Origin of the sequence: Herbaspirillum lusitanum (assembly GCF_026127345.1) — a bacterium.
In the GTDB taxonomy this organism is placed as follows: Bacteria; Pseudomonadota; Gammaproteobacteria; order Burkholderiales; family Burkholderiaceae_D; genus Herbaspirillum; species Herbaspirillum lusitanum.
On the sequence record NZ_QXFG01000008.1, the window covers coordinates 743,088 to 769,956 of the forward strand.

The following is a 26,869-nucleotide window of genomic DNA, read 5'->3' on the forward strand; positions in this document are numbered from 1 at the left end:
TTTATGGCGGAAACGAACCCGGACACTTCAGGAATGGAATTGCCGCAGCCCCTCGAGATCGAGGATGGTGATGCTGCCGTAATCGACCTTGAGCAGGCCGGCTTTTTCCAATACCTGCAAGGCCTGGTTGGCACGCTGGCGCGATGCGCCTGAAAGGTTGCCGACTTCTTCCTGCGAGATTTGCAGCTCCAGTCCGATACCGGGATTCAGGTAGGGATTGAACAGCGCCGCCAGGCAGCGCGCCACGCGCGCATCGGGTTCGAGCATGCGATCGTATTCGACCAGGGAGATGAACAGACCCAGGCGCTCGTTGAGTTGCGTCACCAGAAAACGGTTGAACGGAATGCTGTTGTCGAGCAACCAGAGATACGTCGCCTTGGGCATGTACAGCAACTCGCTGTCGCGCAGCGCCACCACATCGTATTTGCGCGGCTCATCCTTGAGCAGGGAACCTTCGCCGAGCCAGCCGCCGTTGGCCATGCCGGCGAACGAGACGGTCTTGCCTTCGGGCGACACGCTGCTCATTTTCAGCAGACCTTCATGCACGCCGATCCAGTGTGAAACCGGATCACCCTTATGGCAGACGAAACCGCCGGCCGGAATCTTGCGGCTGAATATTTCGGATTGCACGCGCTCCAGTTGTTCGCTGGTCAGCGCGCGCGCCCAGATGCTTTTGCCCAGCATGTCTTGAATCGTTGTCTTCGATGTCTCTATCATTATGATGCGTTGCAATATCAAAAGTTTGGCGATTGTTCGGCAATTGTCCGCGAGATGACAACCATGCCTCTCGACTCACACTACTATCATCGCACAAAAGCAGCGCACAACCGCCTGACTTGCCGCAGCACAAGAGCAGTAAGTGCAACGTAAGCATGTCGGTTCAGACTGACTTGACACACTGAACCCAGAACGTCCGGCACAAGACCGTATCCGGCAAGCGGACGTTTATAAATAAAGGTGGGACGATGGTGGAGACAACACAACGTCCAGGAGCGCAGACATTTCCGCAGCTGCTCCTGATGCATGCGCAGGCGCGTCCGGATCGTCCGGCGTTCCGCGAAAAGGATCTCGGCATCTGGCAAACCACGACGTGGGCCCAGGTGGCGGATGAAGTGAGGGCATTCGCCTGCGGCCTGGCGGCGCTTGGTTTCAAGCGCGGCATGAGCCTGGCGATCATCGGCAATAATTGCCCGCGCCTGTATTGGGCGATGTCGGCCACGCAATGCCTGGGCGGCATGCCCGTGCCGCTGTATCAGGACGCGCCGGCAGCCGACATGTCGTATGTGCTCAACGACGCCGAGATCGATTTCGTCGTCGCCGAAGACCAGGAACAGGTCGACAAGGTCTTCGAGATCAAGCTGAATTTCTCCAGCGGCACCGAACGTCCCACGCACATCATTTATGACGACGAACGCGGCATGCGCAATTACCGCCAGCCCGAGCTGTCGTCCTTCGCCAGCGTGCAGGAACTGGGGCGCGCCTACGACAAGGCCAATCCGAGCTTCTTCATGGATCAGGTCAATGCGCTGGGCACCGACGACATCGCCATCATCCTGTATACCTCAGGCACCACCGGCAAGCCCAAGGGCGTGTGCCATTCGCATGCGGCCATGATCGCGACGGCGCAGACGCTGGTCGACTTCGACCAGTTGAACGAGAGCGACGACGTGTTGTGCTATCTGCCGCTGGCCTGGGTGGGCGACTTCCTGTATTCGTTCGCACAGACCCATGTGGCCGGCTTCTGCCTCAATTGCCCGGAGTCGCCAAGCACGGTCATGACCGACTTGCGTGAAATCGGACCGACCTATTATTTCGCGCCGCCGCGCATCTATGAAAACATCCTCACGCAAGTGATGATCCGCATCGAAGATGCCGGCTGGGTCAAGCGCAAGCTGTTCCATGGTTTCATGAGTATCGCCCGCCGCGTCGGCATGCGCATTCTCGACAAGAAGCCGGACGTCTCGCTGGCCGACCGCCTGCTGTACGCAATCGGCCACCTGGTCATCTACGGTCCGCTCAAGAACGTGCTGGGGATGTCGCGCATCCGCGTGGCCTACACCGGCGGCGAGGCGATCGGTCCCGACCTGTTCGACTTCTACCGCTCACTGGGAATCAACCTCAAGCAGTTGTACGGCATGACCGAAACCTGCGTCACGGTCTGCATGCAGCCGTCCGGCGACGTCAAGCTGGACACCGTAGGCCGGCCGATGCGCGGCGTCGAAGTGCATATCGACGCCAGCGGCGAAGTGCTGGTGCGTTCACCGGGACTGATGAAGTCCTACTTCAAGCGTCCCGACGCCACCGCCGAAGCGATCGACGAAAACGGCTACTTCCACACCGGCGATGCAGGGTTCTTCGACAGCGACGGCCACCTGAAGATCATCGACCGCGCCAAGGATGTCGGCAAGATGGCCTGCGGCACGATGTTCGCGCCCAAGTACATCGAGAACAAGCTGAAGTTCTTCCCCTTCATCAAGGAAGCCGTGGTGTTCGGCAACCAGCGCGAGCAATGCACGGCCTTCATCAACATCGACATGGACGCCGTCGGCAACTGGGCCGAGCGTCGCAACCTTGCTTACAGCGGCTACACCGACCTGGCCGCGCATGAGAGCGTGTATGCGCTGGTGGCGGATTGCGTGGAAAAGGTCAACGCCGACCTGGTGCAGGATCCCTTGCTGGCCGACTCGCAGGTGCATCGCTTCCTGGTGCTGCACAAGGAACTGGATCCCGACGACGACGAGCTGACGCGCACACGCAAGGTGCGGCGCGGTTTCATCGCCGAAAAATATGCGGTGCTGATCGAGGCGCTGTACGAAGGCAAGCAGTCGCAGTACATCGAGACGCAGGTGAAATTCGAAGACGGTCGCCAGGGCATGATCGCGGCTGACCTCAGGATTGCCGACGTCAAGACTTTCGCCAACCTCAACCAAGCGGCATAGGCCTGCATGACCACCATGAAAAGACATATCACGGAAGAAGTGCAGCCGATGGAACAGGAACGACAGGCCGACGCAGGAGATACTGGCGACGACGGCGTGCGCAAGATCGGCGAAGTCATCCTCGACTTGCAGAACATCTCGCTGTCCTTCGGCGGCGTCAAGGCGCTGACCGACATTTCATTCAACGTGCGCGAACATGAGATCCGCGCCATCATCGGCCCCAACGGCGCCGGCAAGAGCTCGATGATCAACGTCATCAACGGCGTCTACCATCCGCAGAAGGGCACCATCGTATTCCGCGGCGAGCAGCGCCACAGCATGCAGCCGAGCAAAGTGGCGCGCCAGGGCATCGCCCGCACCTTCCAGAACATCGCCTTGTTCAAGGGCATGACCGTGCTCGACAACATCATGACCGGGCGCAACACCAAGATGCATTCGAGCTTCCTCGCCAATGCGATCTGGTGGGGCAGCGCCCGCAATGAAGAAGTCCTGCATCGGCACAAGGTCGAAGAGGTCATCGACTTCCTTGAAATCCAGCACATCCGCAAAACCCCGGTCGGCCGTCTGCCATACGGCTTGCAGAAGCGCGTCGAACTGGCGCGTGCACTGGCGGCCGAGCCGGGCATGCTGCTGCTGGACGAGCCGATGGCCGGCATGAACGTGGAAGAGAAGCAGGACATGTGCCGCTTCATCCTTGACGTCAATGAACAGTTCGGCACCACCATCGTGCTGATCGAGCATGACATGGGCGTGGTGATGGATATCTCGGATCGCGTGGTGGTGCTCGACTACGGCAAGAAGATCGGCGACGGAACACCGGACGAGGTGATGGCCAATCCGGAAGTCATCAAAGCTTACCTCGGCACTTCTCATTGAAGTTGCCGAGGATGGAAACAAGCAAAAGAAGCAAAAGAAGCAGAACAAGCCGAACAAGTGGAGAGCGCAGATGCAATTTTTCTTTGAAGTGACGCTGAGCGGATTGCTGTCCGGCCTCATGTATTCCCTGGTGGCGCTCGGCTTCGTGCTGATCTACAAAGCCTCCGGCGTTTTCAATTTCGCCCAGGGCGCGATGGTGTATTTCGCCGCGCTGGCGGTGGTCGGGCTGATGGAAAAGGGCATGCCGATGTGGGCGGCCATCATCGGCGCCTTCCTGGTGATGATCCTGGTTGGGCTGGCGACCGAGCGCTTCGTGCTGCGCAAGCTGGTCAATCAGCCGCCGATCACCTTGTTCATGGCCACCATCGGGCTGGCATTTTTCCTCGAAGGCCTGGGCCCTTTGCTGTTCGGCAGCGAAGTGCGCCCGATCGAACTGGGCATCGTCGACGAGCCGATCATGTCGGTGATGGACAGCATCGGCATCGGCATTTCCAAATTCGACCTGTTCGCCTCCGGCATGGTGATCGGACTGGTGGCGCTGCTGGCGCTGTTCTTCCAGAAGACCAAGGTCGGCCGCGCCTTGCGCGCTGTTGCCGACGACCACCAGGCGGCCTTGTCGCTGGGCATTCCGCTGCAACACATCTGGGCGGTGGTGTGGGGCGTGGCCGGATTCGTGGCGCTGGTGGCCGGCTTGCTGTGGGGCTCGCGTAACGGCGTGCAGTTCGCGCTGACGATGACCGCGCTGAAGGCCTTGCCGGTGCTGATCCTGGGCGGCTTCACCTCGATTCCCGGTGCGATCGTCGGCGGGCTGATCATCGGCGCGTCGGAGAAGCTGGCCGAGATTTACATCCCGCCGGTGTTGCAGGATCTGTTCGGCGGCAATTTCGGCGGCATCGAAGGCTGGTTCCCGTATGTGTTCGCGCTGCTGTTCCTGCTGGTGCGTCCGGAGGGATTGTTCGGCGAGCGGCATATTGACCGGGTCTGACCGGTCTGATCCGGACAAGGCAATGAAAAATAAAGGACGAAGCACATTGGCGCTTCGCCGCATGGAGACACAGGAGAAACACTATGCTTTATCGTGAGGCCGGGCAGTTCAAGACGTCGTACATTGCCGACAGCCAGATATTTCCGATCCGCCAGGATCGCATCGGCATGGCGATTCTGCTTGCGATCGCCTTCGTCGGCATTCCTCTGATCGGCAGCGAATACTGGTTTTCGGCGATCCTGATTCCCTTCCTGGTGTTCGCACTGGCGGCACTGGGGCTGAATATCCTGACCGGTTACGCCGGTCAGCTGTCGCTGGGTTCGGCGGCCTTCATGGCAGTGGGCGCTTATGCGGCCTACAACTTCCAGCTGCGCATCGAAGGCATTCCCATCGTGCTGTCGTTCATCCTGGCCGGCGGTTGTGCGGCGCTGGTGGGGATCGTGTTCGGTTTGCCGTCGCTGCGCATCAAGGGTTTTTATCTGGCGGTGGCGACGCTGGCGGCGCAGTTCTTCGTGGTGTGGGCGCTGACCAAATTTTCCTGGTTCTCCAACAACAGTTCGTCCGGTGTGATCAGCACGCAGAAGATCGACTTCTTCGGCATCGCCATCAACTCGCCGGTCAAGAAATACCTGTTCGTGCTCGGCATCGTCTGCGTGATGGCGATGCTGGCCAAGAACCTGGTGCGTTCCTCGACCGGCCGCGCCTGGATGGCGGTGCGCGACATGGACGTGGCGGCCGAAGTGATCGGCATCCAGCTGATGCGCACCAAGCTGCTGGCATTTGCGGTGAGCTCGTTCTTCTGCGGCGTGGCGGGCGCGCTGTATGCGTTTTGCTACCTCGGTTCGGTGGAGCCGGACGGCTTCTCGCTGGACCTGTCGTTCCGCATCCTGTTCATGATCATCATCGGCGGCGTCGGCAGCATCCTCGGCGCCTTCCTCGGCTCGGCGTTCATCCTGCTGCTGCCGATCTTCCTCGATAACGTGCTGCCGCCGCTGGCGTCGCTGCTGCACCTGCCGTTCACCAATGCGACGGTGTCGCACATCCAGCTCATGCTGTTCGGCGGGCTGATCATTTTCTTCCTGATTGTCGAGCCGCACGGACTGGCGCGCCTGTGGCAGATCACCAAGGAGAAGCTGCGCCTGTGGCCGTTCCCGCATTGATAGCTACTGTTTTTCAGAAGTAAAACGATGCGTGCCCAGAAGTAAAAATGAGGTACGCACATGGGTAATAAAACTCAAGGAGACACGTATGAAAAATATCAAACAGCTTGTACTTGCCGCGACCGTCGCTGCAAGCCTGTTGGCTCCCGCACTGCCGGCGATGGCCCAGGCCAGCGACCAGTTCATTGCGATTCCAAGCTATCGCGTGGGCCCGTACGGCACCAACGGCCAGTCGTACTACGGCGGCTACGTCGACTACCTGAACTACGTCAATCTCAAGGAAGGCGGCGTCAACGGCGTCAAGCTGTCCTGGGAAGAATGCGAAACCGAATACAACAACGCCAAGGGCGTCGAGTGCTATGAGCGCATGAAGAACAAGAATCCGGTGACCAAGGGCACCGCGATCAACTCGATGGCGACCGGCATTTCCTACGCGCTGATCGACAAGAGCGTGGAAGACAAGGTGCCGCTGCTGATGATGGGCTACGGCCGCACCGATGCGGTGGACGGCTCGGTGTTCCCCTACGCATTCCCGCTGGTGACGACTTACCAGATGCAGGTGTCGGCGATCGTCAAGTTCCTCACGACCAAGAACGGCGGCTCGCTGGCCGGCAAGAAGATCGTGTTCCTGTATCACGATTCGGCCTACGGCAAGGAGCCTATCGTGGCGCTGGAAGCCGAAGCCACGCTGGGCAAGTTCAAGGTCGTGCAAATCCCCGTGGCCCATCCGGGCAACGAACAGGGTGCGCAATGGCTGAAGATCCGCCAGGAGAATCCCGATTACGTGATCTTCTGGGGCTGGGGCGTGATGAACCAGACCGCGCTGAAGGCGGCGCAAAAGGTCGGCTTTGCACGCGACAAGATCATCGGTTCGTGGTGGGCCGGCTCTGAAGAAGACACGATTCCTGCAGGCGACGCCGCCAAGGGTTACATGAGCGCGACCTGGAACGTGGCCGGCAAGGGCGTGCCGCTGATTGCCGACATCGAGAAAGTGGTCTACGGCGCCGGCAAGGGCAACCTGCAGGACAAGGCCAAGATCGGCTCGATCCTGTACAACCGCGGCGTCTCGGCAGCCATCGCCACGGTGGAAGCCGTGCGGGCTGCACAAGGCAAGTTCGGCAAGAAGGTCATGAGCGGCGAAGACGTGCGCTGGGGCCTGGAAAACCTCAACATCACCAATGCGCGCCTGCAACAGCTGGGCGCCACCGGCCTGCTGCCTGAGATCAAGACTTCCTGCGACAACCACGAAGGTTCGGGCAAGGTCAAGATCCAGCAATGGGACGGCAGCAAGTGGGTGCTGGTCTCGGACTGGATCGAAGGCAACAAGAACCTGATCCATCCGCTGTTCAAGGCGTCGGCAGCGAAGTACGCGAAAGAAAAGGGTATTACCCCTGCCTGCATGAAATAAAACACAGGCCTTGGCGTCGGCGCGTTGAAGTGTGTCGCAGGACATGCCAAATTCGCCGACGCTTTTTTGGGAAAAATCCGAACAGCAAGTCCGAACAAGGCAGTCAAGCCGGAGCAAGCATGGGTACAGCACTCAACATCAACAACATCGAAGTCATCTACGACCACGTGATCCTGGTCCTCAAGGGCGTCTCGCTGGCGGTGCCGGAAGGCAAGATCGTGGCGCTGCTGGGCGCCAACGGCGCCGGCAAAAGCACCACGCTCAAGGCGATTTCCAATCTGCTGGGGGCCGAACGCGGCGACGTCACCAAAGGCAGCATCGAATTCAAAGGCGAGCGTGTCGACCGGCTTACGCCCAACGACCTGGTCAAGCGCGGCGTGATCCAGGTGATGGAAGGCCGGCATTGCTTCGGCCATCTGACGATCGAAGAAAACCTGCTGACCGGCGCCTATACGCGCAACATCAGCAACGCCGAGGTGAAGCGGGAACTGGAAAAAATCTACGACTATTTCCCGCGCCTGAAGGTGCGCCGCAAGTCGCAGTCGGGCTACACCTCCGGCGGCGAGCAGCAGATGACCGCGATCGGCCGCGCCATGATGGCCAAGCCGTCGATGATCCTGCTCGACGAACCGTCGATGGGTCTGGCGCCGCAGATCGTGGAAGAGATTTTCGAGATCGTCAAAGACCTCAACACCAAGGAAAACGTGTCCTTCCTGCTGGCCGAGCAAAACACCATGGTGGCGCTGCGCTATGCCGATTTCGGCTACATCCTGGAGAACGGCAGGGTGGTGATGGAAGGCGCTGCCAACGATCTCGCCAGCAACGAAGACGTCAAGGAGTTCTATCTCGGCGTCTCGGCGGCGGGGCGCAAGAATTTCCGCGACATGAAGTTCTATCGTAGGCGCAAGCGCTGGCTGGCTTGATGCAACTCTTCCTCAGTCCACGCATACGGTAAATTCATGTCCGACATTCTCGATCCCCTGGAACAACGCGATTCGCACCAACGCGAGGCCGCACTCATGTCCGCCTTGCCCGGCCTGGTGGCGCGCGCGCAAGGCGCCGAAGGCTGGAGCCGCATCCTCAATGGCGTCAGCGCCGGCGACATCGGCACGCGCGCCGCACTGGCGCAACTGCCGGTCACGCGCAAATCGGACCTGAAGGATTTGCAGGCGGCGACGCCGCCGTTCGGCGGACTCAACACCACGCCGCATCGCCAGCTGCGCCGTCTGTTCGTGTCGCCGGGTCCGATCTTCGATCCGGAAGGACACAGCCAGGATTGGTGGCGCTTCGAGCGGCCGATGCGCGCGCTGGGGCTGCGTGCCGGGCATATCATCCAGAACTGTTTTTCCTACCATTTCACGCCGGCGGCTTTCATGGCTGAAGGCGCAGCGGCCAAGCTCGGCTGTGCGGTGATTCCGTCGGGCATCGGCCAGACCGAATTGCAGGTGCAAACCATGGCGTCGCTGCGTCCGGACGCCTACGTCGGCACGCCGTCCTTCCTCAAGATCATCATCGAAAAGGCGCAGGAAATGGGTGTCGCGCTCGACAGCCTGCAACGTGCGCTGGTCAGCGCTGAGGCGCTGCCGCCGTCGCTGCGCAGCTGGTTCCACGACAATGGCGTGCCGAACGTTTTGCAGCTGTACGCCTCGGCCGACATCGGCAACATTGCTTACGAGTCGATCAGCGAGGGCAAGGTCAATCCGGGCATGGTCCTCGATGAAGACCTGATCCTCGAGATCGTCCGCCCAGGCACCGGCGACCCGGTCCGGCCGGGCGAGGTCGGCGAAGTGGTGGTGACGTCGTTCAATCCCGACTATCCGCTGATCCGTTTCGGCACCGGCGACCTGACCGCTACGCTGGACGGCGTCTCGCCGTGCGGCCGCACCAACACGCGCATCAAGGGCTGGATGGGGCGTGCCGACCAGACCACCAAGGTGCGCGGAATGTTCGTGCATCCTTCGCAGGTGGCGGAGATCACGCGCCGCCATGGGCTGATCCTCAAGGCGAGGCTGGTGGTCAGCGGCGAAATGGCCAACGACAGCATGACGCTGCATTGCGAAACCCAGGACATGGAAAGTGCGGTGGCGCAAGCGGCGGCGATTGCCGACAGCGTGCGCGACGTGACCAAGCTGAGGGGAGATGTGCTGTTCGCGGCGCCGGGAAGTTTGCCCAATGACGGCAAGGTCATCGAGGACGCACGCAAGTACGAATAATCCGCGCGCGTTCAGTCGTCGGCGGTCTTGACCACGGTCAGGCGGGCGATCAGGAATTCGCCGTCGATCACCTTGCGGAACGGTACCCCGGCAGCCTCGAAGCCGGGGCCGCCGTGCTCGAGCCAGGTCTGCGCGACCGTATCGAAAGTCTCTACATCCATGCCCAGCATCTGAAACGAGAGCACGAATTTTGCGCCTTGTTTTTGCCGTTTGACGATTTCTTCCAGCTTTGTCATGACCGATCCCTGTTTGCCTTGAGAAGATTCAGCGCAGGATGATAGCGCGAACCCGCCCAAATCAGCATTTTCAATGCGTTTCCCGACGGCAGCATCGGTGACTTGGCGTGGCTGGCTGTGTATAATGACGCGCGGGTGTTGTTGCCAAGGCGGCATCTCCCAGAGCAGAGAAATTTGCTCCGCCAGCATTAGCATTGCTACAAGGCGAACGTGAGTTCGCCTTTTTTCTTATGCGTTCTGTGTGCTTGTTGCTTGTAGGCGTCCTGGCTGACCGGTTTCCGGACGGCGAGTGCGTGGTAACTGATGTCATTTGATGTCCTTGTTTCTGATTTCTTTCTGATTTCGTGATCGGCTGACCCATGTTTGAATTTATCCGTAACCATCAGCGCCTGATGCAATTCCTGCTGCTGCTGTTTATTTTCCCGTCCTTCGCGTTCTTCGGCCTGGAAGGCTACAGCCGTCTGTCCGATGGCGACAATGCCGTGGCCAAGGTGGCCGGCCAGACCATCACCAAGGAAGAATGGGACGCCGCGCAGCGCCAGCAACTGGAGCGCATGCGCCAGATGTCCGGCGGCCAGATCGATCCGAAGGTGTTCGACACGCCCGAAGCGCGCCGCGCCGTACTGGAAAACCTGATCGCCCAGCGTGCACTGGCGGCTGAAGTGGTCAACGACAAGCTGTCGGTGTCGGACCTGACGCTGCAGCAGAGCATCATGCAGATTCCCGGCCTGCTGAAGGCCGACGGCAGCTTCGACAGCGACCAGTACCGCGTCCTGCTGGCGGCCCAGGGCCTGACCCCGAAGGGTTATGAAGCGAGCCTGCGCCGCGACATGGGGCTGCAACAGATCAACGCCGCCGTGCAGGGCACAGCGTTTGCACCGAAGACAGTCGCCGCGCGCCTGTCCGACCTGAACGACCAGGAACGCACCGTGCAGGAGTTGTCGTTCAAGGCGGCATCCTTTGCCGGCCAGGTCAAGGTGACCGACGACATGCTCAAGGCTTACTACGACAAGAACGGCAGCAAGTTCGAAGTGCCGGAACAGGCCAAGATCGAGTACGTGGTGCTCGACAGCGCGGCCGTGGCTGCTCAGGTCAGCGTGTCTGATGCCGACGTCAAGTCCTACTACGACCAGAACATCAAGCAATACTCGACCGACGAACAACGCCGCGCCAGCCATATCCTGCTGGAAGTGAAGAAGGGCGCGTCCGCCGCCGACAAGGCTGCGGTCAAGGCCAAGGCCGACGGCCTGGTGGCGCAACTGCGCAAGACGCCGGGCGACTTCGCCAAGCTGGCCAAGGCCAATTCGCAGGATCCGGGTTCCAAGGACCAGGGCGGCGACCTCGGCTTCTTCGGCAAGGGCGCCATGCTCAAGTCGTTTGAAGACGCGGCCTACAAGCTCAAGCAAGGCGAGATCAGCGATCCGGTCGAGTCCGACTACGGTTACCACATCATCCAGCTGACCGGCATCAAGCCGGGCTCGGTCAAGCCGCTGGACGAAGTGAAGAGCGAAATTTCCACCGAGATCAAGAAGCAACTGGCCGCCAAGAAGTACGCCGAACTGGCCGAGACCTTCAATAATACCGTCTACGAACAGGGTGACAGCCTCAAGCCGGTGGCCGACAAGCTCAAGCTGAAGATCGAAACTGCCACCGGCGTGACGCGTCAGGCTAATCCGACCCTGCCGCCGAACACGGTCTACAACAATCCGAAGTTCCTGAAGGCGCTGTTCACCGACGACACCATCAAGGGCAAGCACAATTCGGAAGCGGTGCAGGTCGCGCCGACCACGCTGATCGCCGGCCATATCGTCGAGTACAAGCCGGTCACCAAGCGCGCCTTTGACGACGTCAAGACCATTGTGCGCGAGCTCGTGACGCAAACCGAAGAACTGGCCTTGGCCAAGAAGGCAGGCGAAGCCAAGCTGGCGGAACTGAAGTCCAAGGATGACGCCGCCGGTTTCGGCGAAGCCAAAGTGGCTTCGCGCGTGAAGACCCAGGGCTGGAACCAGGATGCCTTCCTGGCCGTCATGAAGGCCGATACCGCCAAGCTGCCGGCTTATACCGGCATCGAAATACCGGGCCAGGGCTACAGCGTGTTCCGCATCACCAAGGTGGCGCAACCGGCCACGCCTGACGCGGCCCGCCGCAAGACCGAGCAGGACCAGATCGCCAATACGCTGGCCGAGCAGGAAATGCTGTCGTACATCAACTACCTGAAGGAAAAGGCCAAGACCAAGATCCTGAAGGGCGGCGAGACAGTCGGTGCAAGCGACGGCAAGCCGGCCGACGCCGTCAAGTAAGCTGAAACTGCGTAAATCACGTGCATCAAACAAAAAAGGCCGCTTATGCGGCCTTTTTTGCAGCTTCGGCGCGCTGCGCCTGAACGTACAATCAATGCTCACCCCCGTCCTTGAAGCCGCGTCCCATGCCAGCCTCAGTGTCAGCCGCAGTGCCTGATTCAGCTTCAGCCCAGCCGATCGCCCCGGTCCTCATCATCCACACCGGCGATCCCGTCGACGAGTTGCGTCAGTCCTATGGCAGCTATGCGGTCCAGTTGCAAAAAGCGGCCGGGCTGGCCGACGACGAAACCGAGATCGTCTCCGTATTCCAGGGCCAGTTCCTGCGCGAGCCGGAGCAATACCGCGCGGTGCTGATTACCGGTTCGCCGACCATGGTCACCGACCTGGTCGATTGGAGCGAGCGCACGGCTGCCTGGTTGCGCCGCGCGGCCGGACATGGACTGCCGATGTTCGGTGTCTGCTATGGACATCAATTGTTGTCGCACGCATTTGGCGGCAAGGTCGGGTACAACCCGGCCGGACGCGTGGCCGGCACCATGGCGGTGAGGCGGCATGCGGTCGCGGCAGATGAGCATCTGCTGCAGGAGATTCCCGATAGTTTTGAAGCCCACATGCTGCATTCGCAAGTGGTGCTGGAGCCGCCGCCGGGTGCAACCGTGCTGGCCAGCTCGACGATGGATCCGCACCACATGCTGCGATTGGCGCCGAACATCTTTTCAGCGCAGTTCCATCCGGAGTTCACCGGCGAGTTCGTCAGGGCCCACCTGGCGTATTACACCGAGGTCTACGGCAAATGCGGCATCGATACCGCCGCCATGTGCGCCCAGGTATGCGAGACGCCGCAATCGGCGGCGCTGCTGCGTCGCTTTCTTGATCTGCACGCGCCGGTCAAGCAAATCCCCGTGACTATTTGAGCAAAGGCTGGAGCGCCGGCCAGACGTTGTCCAGCAAGGTCTGCTGCGCCTGCTCGTTGGGATGCATGCGGTCGGCCTGGAACAGCGCCGGCTTGTCGGCCACGTCCTTGAGGAAGAACGGCACCAGCGCGGTCTTGTTCCGCTTCGCAGCGGCAGGGAACAACTGCGAGAACTTGTTGGTGTAGTCGGCGCCGTAGTTCGGCGGAATCTGCATTCCCACCAGCACCACCTTGGCCTTGGCCGCGCGCGCCATGTCTATCAGCGCCTGCAGGTTGGTTTGGGTGGCGCTCAGTTGCAGGCCGCGCAGCGCGTCGTTGGCCCCCAGCTCAATGATCACGACGTCGGGCGCATGTTTGCTCAGCAGGGCCGGCAGGCGGGTCTTGCCGCCGATGGTGGTTTCGCCGCTGATGCTGGCGTTGATGATGCCGGTGCTGATCTTTTCCTGCTGCAGACGTTTGTCGAGCAGCGCCACCCAGCCGCTGCCGCGCGTCAGGCCGTATTCGGCGGAGAGGCTGTCGCCGAGCACAAGCAGGGTTTTTGGTGCAGAATAGGCGCTCGCTGCGAACATCAGCAGGGGCATCGCCAGCAGCGCGGCCAACAGGCGGCGCCAGCGCACATCATGTCTTCTTGTCGCCTTCATCCATCTTCCATTCGATTGCATGCCTGATTCCTCTGTGCCTTCAAGTTCCGCCATTGCCAACACTTCCGCCATCGAAGTCGTCAATCTGTCCAAGCGCGTCGCCGATGCCGCCGCCGAGGCGACTGCCGTCAGCAAGGCTGGCGAGCTGGCGATTTTACGCGACGTCAATTTTAACGTGCAGGCCGGAACCACGCTGGCCATTGTCGGCGCCTCCGGTTCGGGCAAGTCGACGCTGCTGGGATTGCTGGCAGGGCTGGATACGCCTTCCGACGGCACCGTCAGGATCGACGGCGTCGACATCTTTGCGCTCGACGAAGATGGCCGCGCGGCGCTGCGCAAGCACAAGCTCGGATTCGTGTTCCAATCGTTCCAGCTGCTCGGCCATCTCAACGCGGTCGAAAACGTCATGCTGCCGCTGGAGCTGCGCGGCGACGCCGATGCGCGCGGCAAGGCCGAACGCATGCTGGCGCGCGTCGGGCTGGGCAGCCGCCTCAAGCACTATCCCAAATATCTGTCCGGCGGCGAGCAGCAACGCGTGGCGCTGGCGCGCGCCTTCGTCACCGAGCCGCCTCTGCTGCTGGCCGACGAACCGACCGGCAGCCTCGATGCCACCACCGGTGAAGCGGTGATCCGGTTGATGTTCGAGTTGAACCAGGAACGCGGCTCGACGCTGGTGCTGGTCACGCACGATCCGTCGATTGCCGCGCGCTGCGCGCAGACGATCACGATTGCGGCAGGGCGGCTGGTCGAAGCCTAAGCAGTTGTTTCCGCAGCCGCCCGCAGCGGATGCGCGCGCCGATGTTCGACATACGCGATGCCCATGCCGCTGGCGCAGATGATCGCGATGCCGAGGATGGTGACGGCGTCGGGGAACTGGTTGAACACCAGCCAGCCCATCGCACTGGCCGAGATGATCTGGCTGTAGGCGAACGGCGTCAGCACTGACGCTTCGGCATGCCGGTAGGCGCTGTTCATGAAGAAATGGCCGATCGTGCTGGTGATGCCGGTCGATGCAAGAATCATCCATTCGGTCGCATCGGGCGTATGCGGCGACCAGAAAAACGGCACCATCAGGCTGCTGACCACCATTCCCACCAGACCGCCATAGAACAGCGTCACCATCGGATCGTCGGCCTGGTTGGCCTTGCGATTGAGGATGGACACGGTCGCATAGGTCGCCGCCGACAGCAGCCCCAGCAGCACGCCATGCGCCGGGATGTCGCCGCCCGGACGGATCACGATCAGCATGCCGGCGAATCCCACCGCCACGGCAATCCAGCGCGAGATATAGGTCGTCTCGCCCAGCAGCCACGGCGACACCGCCAGCACGATCAGCGGCGCGCAGAAATTCATCGCGGTGCCTTCGGCCAGCGGCACGATCTTCAGCACCGAAAAGAAAATCAGCGTCGACAGCAGCAACGCCAGCGCGCGCAAGACCTGCAGGCGCGGCCGGCTCGAATGCAGGATGCTGCGGCCGTGGCGGCGCTTGTACAGCGGCATCAGCGTGGCCGCCATGAAGACGGTGTTGATGGAGTAGCGCATCCACGCAATCATCACCACGTGATAGCCGGCCATGCCGAGCAACTTGCCTGCGGTATCCAGCAGCGACAGCGTCCACAACGCCGAAATCAGAAAGATGATGCCCAACCAAAGTCTCGGATGTGAAGCAATGTTAGCGGGCATGGTCTCGGATGATTTGATTGAGGAGGGTGCGCACGGCTGGAATGACTTCGCTGGCGGTCAGGCCGACCGGGCCGATGCCGAGGTCGACCAATTGATCGGCCGCCTTGCCGTGCAGCCACACGGCAGCCAGCGCCGCCTGCGTCGCCGGCCAGCCTTGCGCCAGCAACGCGCCGCACAGGCCGGACAAGACGTCGCCGGTGCCCGCAGTGGACAGCGCCGGATTGCCGGTGGTGTTGATGACGATGTCGCCATCCGGGAATGCGATGACGGTGCCGGCGCCCTTGAGGATGGCGATGCTCTTGAAATGCCGCGCCAGCAGCCGCGCGGCGGCCGGTCGATCATTTTGGATTTCGGCGGTGGTGGCGTCGAGCAGGCGCGCCGCTTCCAGCGGATGCGGCGTGATGATGCTGGCGTGGTGCGCGCGATTTTGCAGCCTGTGCTGCAGACCAGGTTCGGCAGCGATCATGTTCAGCGCGTCGGCGTCGATCACGATGCGACCCTGCGCATCCAGTGCGCGCGTCAGGACATCGTGCGCGTGACGCGAAGTGCCGAGGCCGGGGCCGACCACGACCGACGCCGCGCCGAATTCGACGCGGTCGGCCTGGCGCATCATCAGTTCCGGATGAACGCTGTCGTAGGCCGGCGCATCGTCGACGAAGGCGATGAACACGCGTCCGCTGCCGGCATGCGCCGCCATGCGCGCGGCCAGCACCGGCGCGCCGCCCATGCCGTGGGCGCCGCCGACCACGATGACATCGCCGTAGCTGCCTTTGTGCGTGTTGCCGGCGCGCGGTTTCAGCGCGGAGGCGAACAACGCCAGTTCATTGAGTTGCGCATGCGATGCAGGCAAGTGGTTGTCGTCGATGTCGAGGTTGTCGACCGCAACCTCGCCGCTGAAATCCTGGCCGTCGCAGGTATGCATGCCCGGCTTGTCGCCGATGAAGCTGAGGGTATGCGTGGCGCGTACCGCAACGCAGCCGGCGCCGCCGATGATGGCGCCGGTGTCGGCGCTCAGGCCGCTGGCGATGTCGATGGCCAGTATCGGGCAGCGCAGCGAATTGACGTAGTCGACGCAAGCGCGCAGCTTGCCGGCGATCGGGCGCGTCTGGCCGATGCCGAACAGGCCGTCGACGACCAGTGTCCAGCGCTTCTGCGTCAGATGCTCGGCGTCGGTGATGTCAAGAAATTCCACCTCGGATTCGCGCGCGCGTTGCAGCGCCTTGCGGGCATCGTCGGGTTGCTTGCTTTCGTCGGCGTGCAGGGCGACCGCGACGTGCAGTTCAAATTGGGATAAATAGTGTGCCGCTTCCAGCGCATCGCCGCCATTGTTGCCGGGACCCGCGAGGATAAGGACATGCACGTCGTCGTCACCGGCTACGAGGCTCAGCGCCCGGCGTGCGCACGCTTCCCCGGCGCGTTGCATCAGCGTGTAGGACGGCAGTTCCGCCTTGGCGGCATGTTCGATCCGGCGAATTTCAGCAATCGAATAAAGCGCACTCATAGACGACGCGGCCCGATAAGGTGGAACATGAGAATGATGCGGAGGGAAAGCAGGAATGGTGCTGGCGTGACCATTCTAAGTCAATTGAAAAAAATCCGCAGACATGAAAAAGCGCAAGCTTGCTGCGCAAAAAAGCGTGGCGTTGCGGTTGCGACCGCGCTTTCGTCTGCGGAGTTTGTCAGCCGGCGACCGACGAGATCAGCAAACCTTCGCTGTCGATTTCCGTCTCGCGCCCGGCCATGGCGTCGGCCAGCAATTTGCCCGCGCCGACGGCGGCGGCCCAGCCGTGGGCGCCGTGGCCGGTGTTGACGAAGATGTTGCCGTGCGTGGTGCCGCCTACCAGCGGCATGCCGTTGGGTTGCAGCGCGAAGGTGCTGCTCCAGAAATTGGCGGTGTTGAAGTTGGCCGCATTCGGATAGTAGTCGTTGGCGACCTTGAGCAGGCTGGCGATGGCCTTGGGATGCGGCAGTTCGGTGCGCGGCAGGAAGCCGAGCAGGCCGGAGACGCGGATGCGGTTGCCGACGCGGGCGATGGCGACCTTGTAGGTCTCATCGAACAACGTCGTATTGGGCGCTTCATCGAGGTTCTTGACCGCCGCCATGGCGTTGTAGCTTTGCACCGGGCACAGCGGCAGGGACAAGCCGAGCGGCTTCAACAGCGGCAGGTTCTGCATGCCCGCAGCGAGCACGACGCCATCCACGGTCAGCGTACTGTCGCCGTCAATGCTGCCGACGTCAATCGAGACGCGGCCGCCGAGTTCAGGCCGGACCGCTTTCACCGATTGCGAAAAATGGAATTGCACGCCGATCGACTGCGCAATCGCACGCAGCTGCTTGACGAACAGCACGCAATTGCCGGCCGCGTCTTTCGGGTAATACAGCGCACCGGCGATCGGCGTGGCCGACTGGAACGCCGGTTCGACCTCGCGGATGGCGTCTTGCCCCTTGAGTTGCTGGCGCGGCAATTCGAACTGCTTGAGGCTGTTTTCGATCGCGGCGCAGCGGTCTGCGTCTGCCTGGTTGCGAAACAGGTGCAGCAGGCCCTGGCTGTTTTCTTCTTCCAGCGCGTGTTGCTCCTGCAGATGCTGGACCAGCATCTGGCCGTAGGCGGACAAGCGCGTCAGGCGCTGCTTGTTGAGCGAAAAATAATCTTGGTATTCGCGGCGCGACTTGCGCACCCAGCGCCAGCGCGAGGGATTGAAGCCGGACTTGACCAGGATCGGCGGTTCGCTCTTGAACAAATTGGAAAAGGCGGTGCGCGTGATCGCCGGCAGGACCAGCGGCTGCACCACGCTGGGTGCGAGCAGGCCGGAGTTGCCGAAAGTGGCTTCTTCGGCGACGTTGGCGCGGCGTTCCAGCACCGCGACCTCAAAGCCGGCGCGGGCCAGGAAATAGGCTGTAGTTACCCCCGACAGGCCCCCGCCCACAACGGCAATCTGCTTCAGTGTTTTATTATGCGTCACTATTTATCGTCACTAATTCAATCGAGGCCGACCGGTGGAAACCTTGTCAACCTGTACTGGCGCTGCTTGCCGAGGTGCGCCGATGATCCGTCCGGGGTGTTCGCCCGATACTCGCCCCGTAATGCGGCCTGAATGATACCAAATCGCAGGGGCGTACAGCGCTTTGCCTTTTTTGCGGCAATAGCGCGGCAGGTTTGTAAAACGCCCTCAACTGATTTCGGCATTTGGGAAATTGTCGCTTGGCCACGGAACCGCTAAACGGACTTTTCCTCCGAAGGGGGCTTGTTATTTCCAGTGTTGACTGGTTACATTAGCGCCAGCCGCGCTAAAGCGGTTTCCCGGTTTGCCGGAACGAGCGTCTTGCAGTTGTATCAGCGCGCATCAACAAATTTAAAAAGGTGAATACCATGATCATGACCAAACGTTTTGCTGCATTCTTCTTCGCACTGTTCGTATTGGCGCTGGCCGGTTGCGGTTCTACACCCCAACAGGCCAGCACCGGCCAATACATCGACGACTCCGTGATCACTACCAAGGTGAAGGCGGCGATCTTTGAAGAGCCGAACCTGAAAACGCTGCAGATCGGCGTCGAGACTTTCAAGGGCATCGTGCAACTGAGTGGTTTCGTGAACAACAGCGCCGCTTCTCTCAAGGCTGCTGAAGTGACGCGCAAGGTGGAAGGCGCCAAGGGTGTGAAGAACAGTCTGGTGGTCAAGTAAGCGGCAAGCAAGCCAAGCCACGGCAGGCGTTCCCGCCGGCCCGGTTCGACATCAGTCGGCCGGGCCGTTTTTCATTGCGCGTTCGCTGTATCCAATGCGTCCAGTGCATCGAAGCGCGCCCGCAAAAAAGCCAGCAAGGCGCGCACCGTCGGCGATGCGCTGTTGCGATGAGGATAGACCGCATTGAGCGGGATTTCTTCCTGGCAGTACGCATCAAGCAAGGTCGCCAGCTTGCCGGCGCGTACGTCGTCGCGCACGTCGATCCAGGATTTGTAGGCGATGCCGACGCCGGCTACGGCCCACTCGCGCGCGATCGAGGCGTCGTCCGTCATGCGGTCGCCTTGCACCTTGATGTCGATGGTTTGCTTGCCGTTCTGAAAGCGCCATTGGTTGAACAAGCCTTGTTTCAGATAGAACAACAGGCAGTTGTGGCGCGCCAGATCATCCGGCGTCTGCGGCGCGCCGCGGCGATTGAGGTAGTCCGGCGATGCCACCAGCACGCGTCGGCCGGTCGCCAGTTGCTGCGAGACCAGCGACGAGTCGGCCAACTTTCCCGAACGGATGGCGACGTCGACGGCGTCGCGAAACAGGTCCGCGATCCGGTCCGAAAACTGCATCGTGAACTTGACCGCCGGATGCAGCGCCTGGAATTCGTTGAGCCACGGGAACAGCACGTTGCGGCCGATGTCGGACGGCATTGACAGTCGGATATGCCCCTGGATTGCATCCTTGCCGCTACTGAGCAGGGTTTCGCCTTCCTGCAGCAGTGCCAGCGCGTCGCGACAGTATTCCAGGAAAATTTCCCCTTCCGGCGTGAGCCGCATGCTGCGCGTGGAGCGCGCAAACAGGCGCGTGTTGAGGCGCTGTTCGACGCGCTTCAGGCTGGCGCTGGCGGTGGCCGGCAGGATGCCGAGGAGGCGCGCGGCCTGCGACAGGCTGCCGGTGTCGGCGGTATGGATCAGCAATTGCAAGTCGGTGGTCGCGACCATGTCGATTTTCAAATTAAATTTGTAAGTAATTCAATTTTAAGTCTATTTATCTGTTTTTGCGATGCTGTGATAATGCCTCATCTCCCGGACATTTGCCGGGTGCTTGATAAAGGAGAAACACCATGAAAGCCGTCGCCCTGAAGCGTTACCTGCCCATTGCCAATCCCGAATCCCTGCTCGACGTCGACTTGCCGCGCCCGACGCCGCAAGGCCGCGACCTGCTGGTGGCGGTCAAGGCAATTGCCGTCAATCCGGTCGATACCAAGGTGCGCGCCCCCAAGGACAAGGTCGAAGACACGCCGCGGGTACTCGGCTGGGACGCCGCCGGCGTGGTTGAGGCGATCGGCGCCGACGTCACCGGCTTCAAGGTCGGCGACCAGGTGTTCTACGCCGGCGACATCACGCGTCCTGGCAGCAACAGCGAGTTCCAGCTGGTTGACGAACGCATCGTCGGCCACGCGCCGGCATCGTTGTCGGTGGAACAGGCTGCGGCCTTGCCGCTGACCGCCATCACGGCCTGGGAAGCCTTGTTCGAGCGCCTGCGCGTTCCTCGCAAGGCCGAAGCCGCTTCCGGCAAGGCGCCCAGCATCCTCATCATCGGCGGCGCCGGCGGCGTCGGTTCGATCGCGATCCAGCTCGCGGCCAAGGTGGCCGGCCTGAACGTGATCGCCACGGCCTCGCGTCCGGAATCGGAGAAATGGGTGCGCGAACTGGGCGCGCAGCAGGTGATCAACCATTTCGGTGACATCCCGGCCCAGCTCAAGGGCGTCGGTTTCGAGCAGGTCGACCACGTGCTGATCCTGAACGACACCGACAAGCATTTCCCGGCGGCGGCGCAGGTCATTGCACCGCAAGGCACGATCGCCACCATCGTCGAGAACAGCGCGCCGCTGGACGTGTCGTTGCTGAAAGCCAAGAGCGCAGGTTTCGTGTGGGAATTCATGTTCACGCGGTCGATGTTCCAGACCCCGGACATGGGCGAGCAGGGCAAGTTGCTCAATGAAATCGCCGCCCTGATCGACCGGGGCGTGCTCCGCACCACGCTCAGCAAGGTGTTGTCGCCGATCAATGCCGCCAACCTGCGCCAGGCGCATGCCGACCTGGAAGGCGGGCGCGTGATCGGCAAGATCGTGTTGAAAGACTTTTAAGCTTTTGATCGCATGATGCTGCCATTCCGGATTGCTTTCCTGCCGGAATGGCGGTTTTCATGGGCTGGAACAGGGTGGGCAAGGTATAATGCTGCTTTTCGTATTTCCCAGTGCAAACGCTGCACCACGGGACTCAGATACGACTCGATTCCACCGCCAAATCCTGACTTCCTGCCATGCTGATTCTGCCGGGCTCCAATGCCCTTTCCGCCTTCCGCACCCAACGTCTCCTGTCCCAACTGCAAGCTGTCGACGCCGCCATTACGGGCGTGACCGGACGCTTCATCCATTTCATCGACGCCGTCGGTGAATTGTCGCAGCAAGACCAGGACCGCCTCGACGGTTTGCTGACCTACGGCGAGCCGTTCAGCGGCGCGGCCGAGGGTGACGAATTCGTGGTGATCCCGCGTTTCGGGACGATTTCGCCGTGGGCCAGCAAGGCCACCGACATCGCCCGCAACTGCGGCATGGCCAACATCCATCGCATCGAGCGCGGCATCGCCTATCACGTGCAGGTCAAGAGCGGCCTGCTGGGCGGCGCCAAGAAGCTCGGCGAGGCCAGCGTCGCGGCAGTCGCCGCGCTGCTGCACGACCGCATGACCGACATGGTCCTGCGCACGCCGCAGGAAGCGGCCGGCCTGTTCAGCGAACTGCAAGCCAAGCCGCTGGAATTCATCGACCTGCTGGCCGGCGGCAAGTCCGCGCTGGAACGCGCCAACACCGAACTCGGCCTGGCGCTGTCCGACGATGAGATCGACTACCTGGTCGATGCCTTCACCCGCGCCCAGCGCAATCCGACCGACGTCGAACTGATGATGTTCGCGCAGGCCAACAGCGAGCACTGCCGCCACAAGATTTTCAACGCCGACTGGACCATCGACGGCGAGAAGCAAAGCAAGTCGTTGTTCGGCATGATCCGCAACACGCACGAGCTGCATCCCGAAGGCACCGTGGTCGCCTACAGCGACAACTCATCCGTCATCGAAGGCGCCAACATCTCGCGCTTCTACCAGCGCGGCGCAGCCAAGGGCAACGTCTACGAAGCATCGGACGAACTGACGCATATCCTGATGAAGGTCGAGACGCATAATCACCCGACCGCCATTTCGCCATTCCCGGGCGCCTCCACCGGCGCCGGCGGCGAGATCCGCGACGAAGGCGCAACCGGCCGCGGCGCCAAGCCAAAGGCGGGCCTGACGGGCTTTACCGTTTCCAACCTGATGGTCACCCATGCGGTGCAACCATGGGAAAACGCCCGCGACGTCGCGCAAGCGCCGGCCCAGCGCGATGCGTTGGCACAGGGCGGGATCTACGGCAAGCCAGATCGCATCGCTTCGCCGCTGCAAATCATGATCGATGGTCCGCTCGGCGGCGCGGCGTTCAACAACGAATTCGGCCGTCCCAATCTGGGCGGCTACTTCCGCACCTATGAACAAAACGTCGGCGGCAACGTGCAGGGCTATCACAAGCCCATCATGATCGCCGGCGGCATCGGCAGCATCAACGCCAAGCACACCAGGAAAAACGACCTGCCGGTCGGCAGCATGCTGATCCAACTGGGCGGTCCCGGCATGCGCATCGGCATGGGCGGCAGCGCCGCGTCGTCGATGGCGACCGGCGCCAATACCGCCGATCTGGACTTCGACTCGGTGCAACGCGGCAATCCCGAAATGGAACGCCGTGCGCAGGAAGTCATCAACGCCTGCTGGACCATGGGCGACGACAATCCCATCCTGTCGATCCATGACGTCGGCGCCGGCGGCCTGTCGAATGCTTTCCCGGAAATCACCAACGACGCCAAGCGCGGTGCGATTTTCGACCTGCGCAAGATTCCGCTGGAAGAGAGCGGCCTGGCGCCGAAAGAAATCTGGAGCAACGAATCCCAGGAACGCTATGTGCTGGCGATCGCGCCCGAGCAACTGCCGCTGTTCCGCTACCTGTGCGAGCGCGAGCGCTGCCTGTTCGCCGTGGTCGGCACCGCGACGGAAGAGCGCCAGCTCAAGCTGGTCGACCCCGAACAGAACAACAATCCGGTCGACATGCCGATGGACGTGCTGCTGGGCAAGCCGCCCAAGATGCATCGCGACGTCCAGCACGTTGCCGTGGAATTGCCGCCGGTCGACCTGACCGGCATGGACCTGGTCGAAGTCTCGCACCGCGTGCTGCGTCTGCCGACCGTGGCCGACAAATCCTTCCTGATCACCATCGGCGACCGCAGCGTGGGCGCCATGACCGTGCGCGACCAGATGGTCGGTCCATGGCAGGTTCCTGTTGCTGACTGCGCCGTCACCGCCATGAGCCTGGAAGGCTATCTGGGCGAAGCGATGGCGATGGGCGAGCGCACGCCGCTGGCGGTGATCAACGCCGCTGCATCCGGCCGCATGGCCGTGGGCGAAGCGATCACCAACATCGCCGCTGCGGCAATTGAAAAGATTTCCGACATCAAGCTGTCGGCCAACTGGATGGCGGCCTGCGGCCAGCCCGGCCAGGACGCCGCACTGTTCGACACCGTCAAGGCCATCGGCATGGAATTGTGCCCGGCGCTGGGCGTGTCGATCCCGGTCGGCAAGGATTCGCTGTCGATGCGCACCACTTGGAAGGACGACGGCGACGCCAAGTCCGTGACGTCGCCGGTGTCGCTGATCGTGTCGTCGTTCGCGCCGGTGCAGGATGTGCGTCGCACGCTGACGCCGCAGATCCGCACCGACCTGGGCGACACCGTGCTGATCGCCATCGACCTCGGTCGCGGCAAGAACCGCATGGGCGCCTCGGCGCTGACGCAGGTCATGCAGCAGATCGGCAATGAAACGCCGGACGTCGACAGCGCCGAAGACCTCAAGGGCTTCTTCGCCGCGATCCAGCAACTGAACAAGGAAGGTCAATTGCTGGCCTACCATGACCGTTCGGACGGCGGCCTGTTCGCCACGCTGACGGAAATGGCCTTCGCCGGCCGCAGCGGCTTGTCGATCAACCTCGACATCCTGGCCATGGAGAGCGAACATGCTGCGGACTGGGGCGACTCCAAGAACTGGACGTCGCAGGTCGGCGAACGTCGCAACGAGCTGACCTTGCGCGCGCTGTTCAACGAAGAACTGGGCGCCGTGATCCAGGTGCGCGCCGAGCAGAAGTCGGAAGTCATGAACGTGCTGCGCACCTTCAACCTGGGCGCCTGCAGCCACATCATCGGCAAGCCGAACAACCGCGACGTGATCGAATTCATGCGCGACGCCAAGAACATCTACAGCCAGCCGCGCAGCGCGCTGCATCGCCTGTGGAGCGAAACCAGCTGGCGCATCGCGCGCCTGCGCGACAATCCGGCCTGTGCCGATGCCGAATACGAGCGTCTGCTGGACGCAGCCGATCCCGGCATCACGCCGAAGCTGACCTTCGACCCGCAGGAAGACATCGCGGCGCCGTTCCTCAACATCGGCGCGCGTCCGCGCGTGGCGATCCTGCGCGAGCAGGGCGTCAATTCGCATATCGAAACCGCCTACGTGATGCACAAGTCCGGCTTTGAATCGGTCGACGTGCACATGAGCGACCTGATCGCCGGTCGCGCAAAACTGGATGATTTCAAGGGCCTGATCGCGGTCGGTGGTTTCTCCTACGGCGACGTGCTCGGTGCGGGCGAAGGCTGGGCCAAGACCATTCTGTTCAACGCCCAACTGGCCGAGCAGTTCTCGCAATTCTTCCAGCGCCAGGACACATTCTCGCTGGGCATCTGCAACGGCTGCCAGATGATGAGCAACCTCAAGTCCATCATCCCGGGAGCGCAAGACTGGCCGAAGTTCACCCGCAACAAGTCGGAACAATTCGAAGCGCGCTTCTCGATGGTGGAAGTGCAGGAGTCGCCGTCGATCTTCCTGCAAGGCATGGCCGGCACGCAAACGCCCATCGCGGTTGCGCACGGCGAGGGCTTTGCCGACTTCTCGCTGACCGGCGACGTCAACAAGGCGCTGGTGGCGATGCGTTTCGTCGACAACAAGGGCGCAGTGACCGAATCCTATCCGTACAATCCGAACGGCTCGCCGCAAGGCATTACCTCGGTGACCACGCCGGACGGCCGTTTCAACGTGCTGATGCCGCATGCCGAGCGGGTGTTCCGCACGGTGACGCAGTCGTGGCATCCGGATGCGTGGGGCGAGGATTCGCCGTGGATGCGCATGTTCCGCAATGCACGCAAGTGGGTGGGCTGACGTAGGCTGACACAGCCCCGGCCCCGGCTGCAAAAATCGAAGGCAATAAAAAAGCGCAGTTCCTTTCGGAACTGCGCTTTTTGTTTTCTGAAGCCTCAATGCACTGCGGCTGGCCGCAGTGCACATCAAGCCGGATCAGAAAATGTGACGGATACCGACGCCGACGGTGGTCAGGCTGTTCTTGCCCGATGCCGAGTTGGTCAGTTCATACACGGCCGCGTCCCTGGCCTTGTTGTAGTCGATCGTGGTGTACAGCTGGGTACGCTTGGACAGCGCATAGTCGGCCCAACCGACCACGGCGTAACGCTTGCCGTCGCCAACATTGCCCAAGGTGGTGTACGACACGTTCTTGCTCTTGTCGTAGTAGAACGCGCCGGTCAGGGTCAGGGCGCTGGTGGCCTTGTAGCTGCTGCCCAGGAAGAAGCCGTTGTCCTTGCGCTGGTTGCCTGGAGTCGCTGGGACAGTGGTGGCGGTGGTCCAGCCGGTGCTGATATCGCTGTCGGCAGCCATGTAGGCGCCGGTCAGGCCGGTTTGATCCTTGATGTTGAACCAGCCGCCGAACACCTTGGCTGGGCCAAAGTCATAGGACGCCGACAGGTTCCAGACCTTGTCCTTGTAGCTGGAATTGCTGGCGCTCACGGTTTGCTGGTAGCCGCCGCCGATCGCGAAGCCGCCGACGGTATAGCGCAGGGCGCTGCTGAACTGGCTGCCCGTGCGCAGCGAACCGGCCTGTTCGCCGAAGGCCCAACTGACAGAAGCCGACAGCGGACCGAAGTCGTTGTCATAGCGCAGCATGTTGGGGGTGCGAATCAAGGTGCCGGCGGCCGGCAGCCAGGAGTTGCTTGCATAGTTGCCGACGGTCAGCGGATCGAAATGATCGGCCAGCAGATCGAACAGCGGGGTGTTCTGACGACCCACACGGATCTTGCCCAAACCGCCTTGCAGGCCAACCCACGATTGACGACCGAACAGTGAGCCGCCTTGCAGCATCGCGCCGTTATCGCTGCTGAAGCCGTTTTCCAGCTGGAACATGGCTTTCAGGCCGCCGCCCAGATCTTCGGTGCCCTTGAAGCCGATACGGCTGTTGGCGATCGCGCCGTTATCCACACGGACGTTGCCGTTGCCTTGGGCATTGGCGTTGCTGAGGTAGTGGATGCTGGTGTCGACGATACCGTAGATGGTGACGTTGGACTGTGCGAACGCGCTGGTGCAGGTCAGACCTGCGATAGCCAGGGCCAGGTAAGTTTTTTTCATCTATATCTCCTGAACTTGCATTTGTCATGGATGACAGGGCGCATGACGGTATCGTGTACCGGCCTGCCTCCTGCCGTTCATCGTCGCGCTTGCTTTTGAATGTTGGTGCGCGGCGTCGCCCGATAGGGCAAGGCGCAAGAATATCAGGACGTTTTTCGACTGAAAAAGGAAATCGGCGGCAATGGCGATTTTTGTCGTTTTTCGGTAAATGCGTAAATAATTTCCTCATCCTTATTGACTGAAATG

21 protein-coding genes are annotated in these 26,869 nt (G+C 61.6%); 13 read left to right on the forward strand and 8 right to left on the reverse strand.

Annotated elements, in window-relative coordinates; translation table 11 throughout:
• Window positions 1-27: 27 nt before the first annotated feature.
• A complete protein-coding gene (locus DXT88_RS11830) occupies window positions 28-684 on the reverse strand; it encodes a Crp/Fnr family transcriptional regulator (RefSeq protein ID WP_265213605.1) in 657 nt (218 codons plus the stop codon).
• 281 nt (window positions 685-965) lie between these two features.
• On the opposite strand from DXT88_RS11830, the gene DXT88_RS11835 reads away from it, so the two are divergent.
• The 7 genes from DXT88_RS11835 (at window position 966) to DXT88_RS11865 (ending at window position 9,581) form a co-directional block, all read left to right on the forward strand.
• Complete coding sequence (locus tag DXT88_RS11835; protein WP_265213607.1) at window positions 966-2,939, forward strand: AMP-dependent synthetase/ligase; 1,974 nt, start codon at window positions 966-968, stop codon at window positions 2,937-2,939.
• Between the two features lie 48 nt (window positions 2,940-2,987).
• Window positions 2,988-3,815: an ABC transporter ATP-binding protein gene (locus DXT88_RS11840; protein ID WP_265214148.1), complete on the forward strand. Its 828-nt coding sequence runs from the start codon at window positions 2,988-2,990 to the stop codon at window positions 3,813-3,815.
• Between the two features lie 70 nt (window positions 3,816-3,885).
• A complete protein-coding gene (locus tag DXT88_RS11845) occupies window positions 3,886-4,800 on the forward strand; it encodes a branched-chain amino acid ABC transporter permease (protein ID WP_265213609.1) in 915 nt (304 codons plus the stop codon).
• A gap of 83 nt (window positions 4,801-4,883) precedes the next feature.
• Window positions 4,884-5,960: a branched-chain amino acid ABC transporter permease gene (locus DXT88_RS11850; RefSeq protein ID WP_016835189.1), complete on the forward strand. Its 1,077-nt coding sequence runs from the start codon at window positions 4,884-4,886 to the stop codon at window positions 5,958-5,960.
• An 88-nt stretch (window positions 5,961-6,048) separates the two neighbouring features.
• The gene (locus tag DXT88_RS11855) at window positions 6,049-7,368 is read left to right on the forward strand and encodes an ABC transporter substrate-binding protein (RefSeq protein WP_265213612.1); all 1,320 of its coding nucleotides are present in this window, start codon (window positions 6,049-6,051) and stop codon (window positions 7,366-7,368) included.
• A gap of 119 nt (window positions 7,369-7,487) precedes the next feature.
• Entirely contained in the window at window positions 7,488-8,291 is an 804-nt protein-coding gene (locus DXT88_RS11860; protein ID WP_016835191.1) for an ABC transporter ATP-binding protein, read from the forward strand.
• Between the two features lie 36 nt (window positions 8,292-8,327).
• Window positions 8,328-9,581: a phenylacetate--CoA ligase family protein gene (locus DXT88_RS11865; RefSeq protein ID WP_265213615.1), complete on the forward strand. Its 1,254-nt coding sequence runs from the start codon at window positions 8,328-8,330 to the stop codon at window positions 9,579-9,581.
• Between the two features lie 11 nt (window positions 9,582-9,592).
• Here DXT88_RS11865 and DXT88_RS23445 read toward each other — a convergent pair whose 3' ends face one another.
• Complete coding sequence (locus tag DXT88_RS23445; RefSeq protein ID WP_407649313.1) at window positions 9,593-10,006, reverse strand: hypothetical protein; 414 nt, start codon at window positions 10,004-10,006, stop codon at window positions 9,593-9,595.
• A gap of 170 nt (window positions 10,007-10,176) precedes the next feature.
• On the opposite strand from DXT88_RS23445, the gene DXT88_RS11875 reads away from it, so the two are divergent.
• Both DXT88_RS11875 and DXT88_RS11880 read left to right on the forward strand, forming a co-directional pair.
• Window positions 10,177-12,117, forward strand: coding sequence for a SurA N-terminal domain-containing protein (locus tag DXT88_RS11875; protein ID WP_265213617.1), 1,941 nt, complete (start codon window positions 10,177-10,179; stop codon window positions 12,115-12,117).
• Window positions 12,118-12,242: 125 nt separating this feature from the next.
• Window positions 12,243-13,031, forward strand: coding sequence for a glutamine amidotransferase (locus tag DXT88_RS11880; RefSeq protein ID WP_265213619.1), 789 nt, complete (start codon window positions 12,243-12,245; stop codon window positions 13,029-13,031).
• Here the strand turns inward: DXT88_RS11880 and DXT88_RS11885 are convergent.
• The gene (locus tag DXT88_RS11885; RefSeq protein WP_321161110.1) at window positions 13,024-13,671 is read right to left on the reverse strand and encodes an arylesterase; all 648 of its coding nucleotides are present in this window, start codon (window positions 13,669-13,671) and stop codon (window positions 13,024-13,026) included. The genes DXT88_RS11880 and DXT88_RS11885 overlap by 8 nt on opposite strands.
• Before the next feature lie 19 nt (window positions 13,672-13,690).
• Between DXT88_RS11885 and DXT88_RS11890 the strand changes: the two genes are divergently transcribed.
• Window positions 13,691-14,428, forward strand: a complete 738-nt coding sequence (locus DXT88_RS11890) for an ABC transporter ATP-binding protein (RefSeq protein WP_265213621.1) — start codon at window positions 13,691-13,693, stop codon at window positions 14,426-14,428.
• Here DXT88_RS11890 and DXT88_RS11895 read toward each other — a convergent pair.
• The 3 genes from DXT88_RS11895 to DXT88_RS11905 form a co-directional block, all read right to left on the reverse strand.
• Window positions 14,425-15,354, reverse strand: coding sequence for a DMT family transporter (locus DXT88_RS11895; protein WP_265213623.1), 930 nt, complete (start codon window positions 15,352-15,354; stop codon window positions 14,425-14,427). The genes DXT88_RS11890 and DXT88_RS11895 overlap by 4 nt on opposite strands.
• Window positions 15,344-16,855 (reverse strand): NAD(P)H-hydrate dehydratase, encoded by a 1,512-nt coding sequence (locus DXT88_RS11900; protein WP_265213625.1) that lies wholly within the window; start codon window positions 16,853-16,855, stop codon window positions 15,344-15,346. The genes DXT88_RS11895 and DXT88_RS11900 overlap by 11 nt, the downstream gene beginning before the upstream one ends.
• Window positions 16,856-17,033: 178 nt before the next feature.
• Entirely contained in the window at window positions 17,034-18,317 is a 1,284-nt protein-coding gene (locus DXT88_RS11905; protein WP_265213628.1) for an FAD-dependent oxidoreductase, read from the reverse strand.
• Between the two features lie 407 nt (window positions 18,318-18,724).
• Here DXT88_RS11905 and DXT88_RS11910 point away from each other — a divergent pair, with 407 nt between their 5' ends.
• Window positions 18,725-19,036, forward strand: a complete 312-nt coding sequence (locus DXT88_RS11910) for a BON domain-containing protein (RefSeq protein ID WP_265213630.1) — start codon at window positions 18,725-18,727, stop codon at window positions 19,034-19,036.
• A 71-nt stretch (window positions 19,037-19,107) separates the two neighbouring features.
• On the opposite strand, the gene DXT88_RS11915 is transcribed toward DXT88_RS11910, so the two are convergent.
• Entirely contained in the window at window positions 19,108-20,025 is a 918-nt protein-coding gene (locus tag DXT88_RS11915; protein WP_265213632.1) for a LysR family transcriptional regulator, read from the reverse strand.
• A gap of 122 nt (window positions 20,026-20,147) precedes the next feature.
• Here DXT88_RS11915 and DXT88_RS11920 point away from each other — a divergent pair, with 122 nt between their 5' ends.
• A complete protein-coding gene (locus DXT88_RS11920; protein ID WP_265213634.1) occupies window positions 20,148-21,173 on the forward strand; it encodes a zinc-binding alcohol dehydrogenase family protein in 1,026 nt (341 codons plus the stop codon).
• Between the two features lie 176 nt (window positions 21,174-21,349).
• Window positions 21,350-25,369 carry a phosphoribosylformylglycinamidine synthase gene (gene purL, locus DXT88_RS11925; protein WP_265213636.1) on the forward strand — a complete coding sequence of 1,340 codons (4,020 nt, stop codon included), beginning with the start codon at window positions 21,350-21,352 and terminating at the stop codon, window positions 25,367-25,369.
• A gap of 135 nt (window positions 25,370-25,504) precedes the next feature.
• Here purL and DXT88_RS11930 read toward each other — a convergent pair whose 3' ends face one another.
• Window positions 25,505-26,623 carry a porin gene (locus DXT88_RS11930; RefSeq protein ID WP_016835206.1) on the reverse strand — a complete coding sequence of 373 codons (1,119 nt, stop codon included), beginning with the start codon at window positions 26,621-26,623 and terminating at the stop codon, window positions 25,505-25,507.
• Window positions 26,624-26,869: the final 246 nt, after the last annotated feature.

Coding starts and splice junctions, on each gene's coding strand:
- DXT88_RS11830 (WP_265213605.1), bottom strand. CDS start 684: ATGCTGGGCAAAAGCATCTGGGCGCGCGCGCTGACCAGCGAACAACTG.
- DXT88_RS11835 (WP_265213607.1), top strand. CDS start 966: ATGGTGGAGACAACACAACGTCCAGGAGCGCAGACATTTCCGCAGCTG.
- DXT88_RS11840 (WP_265214148.1), top strand. CDS start 2,988: ATGGAACAGGAACGACAGGCCGACGCAGGAGATACTGGCGACGACGGC.
- DXT88_RS11845 (WP_265213609.1), top strand. CDS start 3,886: ATGCAATTTTTCTTTGAAGTGACGCTGAGCGGATTGCTGTCCGGCCTC.
- DXT88_RS11850 (WP_016835189.1), top strand. CDS start 4,884: ATGCTTTATCGTGAGGCCGGGCAGTTCAAGACGTCGTACATTGCCGAC.
- DXT88_RS11855 (WP_265213612.1), top strand. CDS start 6,049: ATGAAAAATATCAAACAGCTTGTACTTGCCGCGACCGTCGCTGCAAGC.
- DXT88_RS11860 (WP_016835191.1), top strand. CDS start 7,488: ATGGGTACAGCACTCAACATCAACAACATCGAAGTCATCTACGACCAC.
- DXT88_RS11865 (WP_265213615.1), top strand. CDS start 8,328: ATGTCCGACATTCTCGATCCCCTGGAACAACGCGATTCGCACCAACGC.
- DXT88_RS23445 (WP_407649313.1), bottom strand. CDS start 10,006: ATGCTGGCGGAGCAAATTTCTCTGCTCTGGGAGATGCCGCCTTGGCAA.
- DXT88_RS11875 (WP_265213617.1), top strand. CDS start 10,177: ATGTTTGAATTTATCCGTAACCATCAGCGCCTGATGCAATTCCTGCTG.
- DXT88_RS11880 (WP_265213619.1), top strand. CDS start 12,243: ATGCCAGCCTCAGTGTCAGCCGCAGTGCCTGATTCAGCTTCAGCCCAG.
- DXT88_RS11885 (WP_321161110.1), bottom strand. CDS start 13,671: ATGAAGGCGACAAGAAGACATGATGTGCGCTGGCGCCGCCTGTTGGCC.
- DXT88_RS11890 (WP_265213621.1), top strand. CDS start 13,691: ATGCCTGATTCCTCTGTGCCTTCAAGTTCCGCCATTGCCAACACTTCC.
- DXT88_RS11895 (WP_265213623.1), bottom strand. CDS start 15,354: ATGCCCGCTAACATTGCTTCACATCCGAGACTTTGGTTGGGCATCATC.
- DXT88_RS11900 (WP_265213625.1), bottom strand. CDS start 16,855: ATGAGTGCGCTTTATTCGATTGCTGAAATTCGCCGGATCGAACATGCC.
- DXT88_RS11910 (WP_265213630.1), top strand. CDS start 18,725: ATGATCATGACCAAACGTTTTGCTGCATTCTTCTTCGCACTGTTCGTA.
- DXT88_RS11915 (WP_265213632.1), bottom strand. CDS start 20,025: ATGGTCGCGACCACCGACTTGCAATTGCTGATCCATACCGCCGACACC.
- DXT88_RS11920 (WP_265213634.1), top strand. CDS start 20,148: ATGAAAGCCGTCGCCCTGAAGCGTTACCTGCCCATTGCCAATCCCGAA.
- purL (WP_265213636.1), top strand. CDS start 21,350: ATGCTGATTCTGCCGGGCTCCAATGCCCTTTCCGCCTTCCGCACCCAA.
- DXT88_RS11930 (WP_016835206.1), bottom strand. CDS start 26,623: ATGAAAAAAACTTACCTGGCCCTGGCTATCGCAGGTCTGACCTGCACC.